The following is a 6,348-nucleotide window of genomic DNA, read 5'->3' on the forward strand; positions in this document are numbered from 1 at the left end:
CCCTCCATGCTGGCGTGGAAGCGGGCGCCGACCTCGCGCAGTGGCAGGTACGCCTCCGGGGCGAGGATCAGCACCAGAAGGGCCGTCTCGAGGTCGAGGTCGCCGTAGAGCAGGCGCAGGCCCACCTCGACCGCGACCAGCGCGACGGCCAGGGTCGCCAGCACCTCGAGCACGAACGCGGACAGGAACGCGACCCGCAGCGTGCCCATCGTCGCCTGCCGGTGCTCGTCGGTGGTCTCCCGGACCTTGCCCGCCACGGCCTGCGCCCGGCGGAACAGGGCCAGCGTGGGGAGCCCCTGCACGACGTCGAGGAAGTGCCCGCCCAGGCGCGAGAGCAACTGCCACTGGCGCTCGGTGCGCGCGCGGGTGTGCATCCCGACCAGCGCCATGAAGATCGGGATCAGCGGCAGGGTCAGGCCGATGACCAGCGCCGACACCCAGTCCGCGTCGGCGACCACGACGAGCACCGCGACCGGCACGAGCACGGCCAGTACGAGCTGGGGGAGGTAGCGGGCGAAGTAGTCGTCGAGCGCGTCGAGGCCGCGGGTGGCCAGCGTGACGAGCTCGCCCGCGTTGCGCCCGGCCGGGTCCGGCGGACCGGACGTGAGGTGGTCCACGAGCTGCATCCGCAGCTGGGACTTGGCCCGGGCGGCGCTGCGGAGCGCGGCGGTCTCTGCCCCGTAGGCCAGTACCGCCCGGACCAAGGCCACCCCGGCGACGAGCGCGACCAGCGTCGTCAGGGTGGTCGGGTCCGCACCGTCGGTCGCGGACGCGACGGTGCGGGAGACCAGCCATGCCTGCGCGAGGATCAGGCCGGTCAGTGCGAGGCCACACGCGGTGGCGACGAGCAGGTGGCCGCGCACCGCGCTCGCGGTGCGCAGCAGGCGGGGGTCGATCGGTGGCCCGGGAGCCTGTGCGGCGGTCACGACCGGCCCGCCGGTTCCGGGGCCGGCTCCACCCGCTCGCCGACCAGGCGCTTGCGGAAGACCCAGTAGCTCCAGGTCTGGTAGCCGATCACCAGCGGCAGGAACACCACCGCGACCCAGCTCATGACCGTCAGCGTGTAGGGCGCCGAGGCGGCCCCGGCGACGTCCAGGGTCAGGGCCGGGTCGGTCGTGGACACCAGGAGCTGCGGGAACAGCGAGCCGAAAACCACCACGGCCAGGCCGGCGACCGTCGCGGCGGTGGCGGTGAACGCCCACCCCTCCCGGCCGCGGTGCACCGCGCCCGCGGCGAGGGCGAGCGCGGCCACCGACGCGAGCGCCGCCCAGACCGTCCAGGTCGTCTCCCGCAGGTACAGCGTCGCGCCCAGGAACCCGGCCAGGAGCACCAGGACCGGGACCGCCATCCGCACGGCCAGTGTGCGGGCCCGGTGGCGCACCGGGCCGTCGGTCTTCAGGGTCAGGAACACGGCGCCGTGCAGCACGAACAGGGCGACGGTGAGTACCCCGCCGAGCAGCGCGTAGCCGTCGACGAGGTCGGTGAACCCGGCGTCGACGACGCCCACCCCCATCGGGCCCGGCACCATCGGCAGCCCGCGGACCAGGTTCGCGAACACCAGGCCCCACACGAACGCCGGCAGGAACGAGCCGGCGGTGATGCCGGCGTCGCAGCGGGCCCGCCAGCGCGGGTCCTCGACCTTCTCCCGGTATTCCAGCGCCACCCCGCGCACGATCAGGCCGAGCAGCACGGCCAGCACCGGCAGGTAGAACCCGGAGAACATCGACGCGTACCAGGCCGGGAACGCCGCGAACATCGCGCCGACGGCGGCGATCAGCCACACCTCGTTGCCGTCCCACACCGGCCCGATCGCGCCGAGCATCACCCGGCGGTCGTCCTCGCGGCGGCCCAGGACGCGTACCAGCATCCCGACGCCGAAGTCGAAGCCCTCCAGCACCAGGTAGCCGGTCCAGAGGACCGCGACGGCCACGAACCAGACGACGGGGAGATCCATGATCGGCTCCTAGTAGGTGAAGACGGGCGAGCGGTCGTCGCGGCCCGGGGCGCCGGTGGGCTCGCCGTCGCCCCCGGGGCCGTCGCCGGGGTCGGGCCCGGATTCGTGCTCGGACTCGGGGTCGGGCGGCCCGTCGAGGTAGGGCATGACGTGCCCGGGACCGGCCTTCACGTAGCGCAGCAGCAGCCGGAACTCGACGACCGCGAGCACGCCGTAGAGGGCGGTGAACGCGGTTAGCGAGATCGCCACCTCGGTCAGGCTGACGCCGGGGGAGACGCTCGCCGCCGTCAGGAGTTCGCCGTGCACGGTCCAGGGCTGGCGTCCCATCTCGGTGAGCACCCAGCCGAAGATGTTCGCGGTCAGCGCGGCCGGCAGGGCGGCGATCGCGACCCGGTACATCCACCGGTTGTCCGGCAGGCGTCCACGCCGGGTCAGCCACAGCCCCAGCACCGCCACCGCGACACCCGACATGCCCAGACCCATCATCAGCCGGAACGACCAGTACAGGACGGCGATGTTCGGCCGGTAGTCGCCGGGGCCGTACATCTGCTCGTACTGCGCCTGGATGTTGTTGATGCCCTGCACGGTGCCGCCGAGGTCGCCGGTGGCCAGGAAGCTCAGCACCGCGGGGACCTGGACGTTGAGGTGGTTGCGGCTGCCCTCGATGTCGCCGACGGCGAACAGCGAGAACCCGGCCGGGGTCTCGGTCTCCCACAGCGCCTCGGCCCCGGCGAGCTTCATCGGCTCGTAGGTCGCGGCCAGCTTGGCCTGGTGGTCGCCCGAGACCGCGACGAGCGCGCCGGCGATCGCGGTGACCAGGAACCCGGCCCGCAGCGTGCGCCGGAACATGGGGTGCTCGCTCTCGTGCGGGGCGGCGTCCCCTCGGCCGGGCCACCGCGACCGCATCAGCTTGTAGGCGCTGACCGCGACCACGAACAGCCCGGCGATGACGAACGCGGCCGAGACCACGTGCAGGTAGGTCGACCAGGCCTGGTCGTTGCCCAAAACCGCCCCGATGTCGGTCAGGCGTGCCCGTCCGGTCACCGGGTCGACCTCGAACCCGACCGGGTTCCGCATCCAGGCGTTCGCGGCCAGGATGAAGTAGGCCGACAGGTTCGACCCGATCGCGGCGGCCCAGATGCAGGCCAGGTGCACCCGCTTGCCGAGCCGGTCCCACCCGAAGATCCAGAGGCCGATGAACGTCGACTCCAGGAAGAACGCGACCAGCGCCTCCATCGCCAGCGGCGCGCCGAACACGTCACCGACGAACGTCGAGTAGGCGCTCCAGTTCATCCCGAACTGGAACTCCTGCACGATCCCGGTCACCACGCCCATCGCGAAGTTGATCAGGAACAGCTTCCCGAAGAACTTGGTGGCCCGCAGGTAGTCCTCGCGGCCGGTCCGGACCCACGCCGTCTGCAGCGCGGCCACGATCACCGACAGGCCGATCGTCAGCGGGACGAACAGGAAGTGGTAGATCGTCGTGATGCCGAACTGCCATCGCGCGAGATCGAGCGGGTCCATCGCGGGTGTCCCCCTGTGGTGCCGTCCGGCGAACTTCTACTTCTTGTAGTAGTTCTACACCACGTAGAAGTCGACGGCGACGTGCCCCGCGACACGTCCGGCCGGAGCCGGGCTCAGGAGCTGCGGAAGGCGCCGTGGGAGCGCAGGACGTCGACGACCTCGGGCAGGTCCCCGAACGCGGCGTCGACGTCGGCCGGGGTCGCCACCCGGTGGGCGTGGGTAGCGATGTAGGCGCGCATCGCGGCGTCGAACCGCTGCGGGCCGACGCGCTCGCGGCCGTCGAGCAGGGCGGCGGCGCCCTGGTCGTAGACGGCGTCGGTCAGCGCCCGGAACCCGCCGTGGGAGTCCCAGTACGACATCGGTGCGCCGATCGGGCCGGCGACGTCACCGGGGCCGAAGTTGCGGATCCGGTACTGGTCCTGCTGCCCGGCGGCGATCGCCTGGGCGAAGGTCGCGAACGCCTCGTCGAGCCACGGGTCGCGGGCCTGGTTGTTGCCGACCAGCGAGTAGAACCACATGTGCGCCAGTTCGTGGGCGACCAGCGACGGGCGGGTGCGGGCGCCGACGTCGCCGAACTGCAGCGCGGTCGGGAACTCCACGCCGTCGCTCTGGGTCGGGACGATCGTGAGCCACAGGTCCGGGTAGGGGTAGGGGCCGAGCAGGTCCTCGAGGCGGGAGAGCTGCGTGCCGACCTCGGCGGCCCAGTCCCGGGCGGAGCCCTTCGTCCCGGTCCGCGGGACGGCGACGTGTACCCGGGTGCCGCCCGCCCTCGCCTCGGTGATCGCGTAGTTGCCTGCGGCGACCGCGACGTCGCGGATCGCCTCGGCGGTGAACAGGTGCGTGGTGCGGCCGGGGCCTGCGGCGGCGGTCCCGGCGGCGGTCCCGGTGCCGACGACCGTCTGGTCCGTCGCAGCAGTGACCCGCAGGGCCTCGAGGGCGAAGTCCTCGCTGGTCACGGTCTCGCCGGACATCCGGACGGCCGGGTCGCGGACCCAGCCCTGCCCGCGCACCCAGGCCAGCAGCGGCAGCGCGGACCCGAGCCACGCGGTGCGGGCGGCGGGGGAGTGCCCGATCCGCTCGGTCGACTCGGCGCCGAGGACGACCTGGAACCCGACCTCGGCCCGCACCGGCGTACCGGCCGGGACGCAGGCCGGCAGCGGCAGCTCCACGAGCGTGCCGGGCGCGCCCGCGGGCGCACCGGCCTGCTCGGTCCGCGGCGTGACCGGGTTCCCGTTCACCGACGCGCGGGTGATCCGCGACGACGTCCCGTCGGCCGCGGTGCTCGGCCGGTTCGCCCAGTTGCGGAACACGACCTCGCAGATCCGGCGGTCCGGGGTGAACAGGACCGACTCGGTCCCGGTCACCGAGGAGAGATCCGGCGCGAGGTCCAGCGAGGCGTCGACGACCGGGCGCTGCGGCCACGGCTGCGCCGGCGTCGGGCCGGGCCCGGTGCCGACGGCCGGGCCACCGGCGCCGCACCCGGCCAGGACGGCCAGCAGCACCAGGACCCCGACGAGGGCACGTTGCCGCACACCGAAGTCGATCACCTTCCGGACGCTAATGGCGGTCGTCCCCCGCGGCGACCGGCGCGCGGGCCCCGTCGGCGGTCTCCACCCGATCGCGTCGGTCACCGCGTCCGGACGGCTCGTCCGCGGCGCGGTGCCCGCGCCGGGCCCGGTCCCGGGCCGCGTGGGCGAGCACCGACATCGCGCCCTCCAACGGCCCGCGCCCGACCGCGCGGCGCCACGCCACCCCGATCAGCATCGCGGCCGCGACCTGCCACAGGTAGCCCGGCAGCGGGTCGAAGTCGTCCAGCGGCGAGTTCATGAACAGCAGCGAGACCGTGTAGAGGGTCAGGGTCATCGAGCCGGCCGCGGCGACCGGGCGCAGCACGTGGCCGATCAGCCGTCCCGGGACGTGGCCGAGCAGCAGCGCCGCGCCCAGCACCGCGAGCGCGGAGCCGATCGTCTGCACCATGTCCAGCGGGGCGCCGGAGTGCGGGGCGACGGTGGCCATCCACCACCACGTCGTGGTCGGGGTGACGCCGTCCGGGGAGCCGTTGACGAAGTCGACGATGGTCGGCGCCGTCTCCAGCTGCGCCGGTGGGGTGGCGGCGGCGATCCGCGCGTACCCGCCCATCGGCCCGAGCAGCCACCAGGACGTCGCCGTCGCCGCCCCTGCGGCCGCCGCGCCGCCTGCGAGCAGCGCGATGCCGGTGCGTGGCGACGACAGCCGCAGGCGCCCGACCGCGATCCCCGCGCAGAGGTAGGTGACCCAGGTCAGCGCCGGGTAGGCGCCGGTGAACGTCAGCTCGCTGAGCAGCCCGAGCGGGTCGGTGACGAGGTCGCCCAGGTGCGGGTTGTCCAGCGTCGCGGCCGGTAGACCCGGCCGGAGCAGGGCGGAGAGCACCGGGAGCCCGCCGGCGAACACCACGGTCAGCCCGGCGAGCACGCCGGTCGGGAGCAGGACCAGCGGTATCGCCAGCAGGAACATGACCGCGTAGTACGGCAGGATCACCGCGGCGATCTCCGGGTCCGTCCAGCCCAGGGCCAGCCCGATGACCAGCAGCACGCCGGAGCGGGTGGCCAGGGTGGCGGCCGCGGCCCGGGCGTCGACGCCGGGGCGGAGCCGTCGCCTGCGGGTCATGAACGCGAACGCGACCCCGGCGAGCAGCGCGAACAGTGCCGCCGACCGGCCGCCGAAGACGAGGTAGTTGGTGGCCGGGGCGCCGTCCTCGGTGCCTTCGACGAGCGCGTGCACGGCGATGATGCCGAACAGCGCGACGCCGCGGGCGACGTCCACGCCGACCAGGCGCGAGGACGCGGTGTCCGCGCGGACGGGGGTGTCGCGTCCGGGTGTGGCGGTGGCAC

General features: G+C 73.8%; 5 protein-coding genes. All 5 read right to left on the bottom strand.

The window, feature by feature from the left end; all coding sequences use genetic code 11:
* Window positions 1–926, bottom strand: a 926-nt coding sequence (locus I4I78_RS28545) for an ABC transporter transmembrane domain-containing protein (protein WP_308252422.1), incomplete at its 3' end; no start/stop codon positions are given.
* Entirely contained in the window at window positions 923–1,954 is a 1,032-nt protein-coding gene (gene cydB, locus I4I78_RS28550) for a cytochrome d ubiquinol oxidase subunit II (protein WP_218614606.1), read from the bottom strand. The genes I4I78_RS28545 and cydB, both read right to left, overlap by 4 nt.
* A 9-nt stretch (window positions 1,955–1,963) precedes the next feature.
* A complete protein-coding gene (locus I4I78_RS28555; protein WP_218614607.1) occupies window positions 1,964–3,478 on the bottom strand; it encodes a cytochrome ubiquinol oxidase subunit I in 1,515 nt (504 codons plus the stop codon).
* Between the two features lie 113 nt (window positions 3,479–3,591).
* On the bottom strand, window positions 3,592–5,025 hold the full coding sequence (locus I4I78_RS34015) for a M1 family aminopeptidase (RefSeq protein ID WP_218614608.1): 1,434 nt from the start codon (window positions 5,023–5,025) through the stop codon (window positions 3,592–3,594).
* A gap of 10 nt (window positions 5,026–5,035) precedes the next feature.
* On the bottom strand, window positions 5,036–6,348 hold a 1,313-nt coding region (locus I4I78_RS28565), incomplete at its 5' end, for a heparan-alpha-glucosaminide N-acetyltransferase domain-containing protein (RefSeq protein ID WP_218614609.1).

This window comes from Pseudonocardia sp. KRD291 (genome assembly GCF_019263595.1).
Taxonomy (GTDB): Bacteria; Actinomycetota; Actinomycetes; order Mycobacteriales; family Pseudonocardiaceae; genus Pseudonocardia.

What these genes read in the sequence shown, in the direction of transcription:
- cydB (WP_218614606.1), bottom strand. Translation starts at nt 1,954, where the DNA reads ATGGATCTCCCCGTCGTCTGGTTCGTGGCCGTCGCGGTCCTCTGGACC.
- I4I78_RS28555 (WP_218614607.1), bottom strand. Translation starts at nt 3,478, where the DNA reads ATGGACCCGCTCGATCTCGCGCGATGGCAGTTCGGCATCACGACGATC.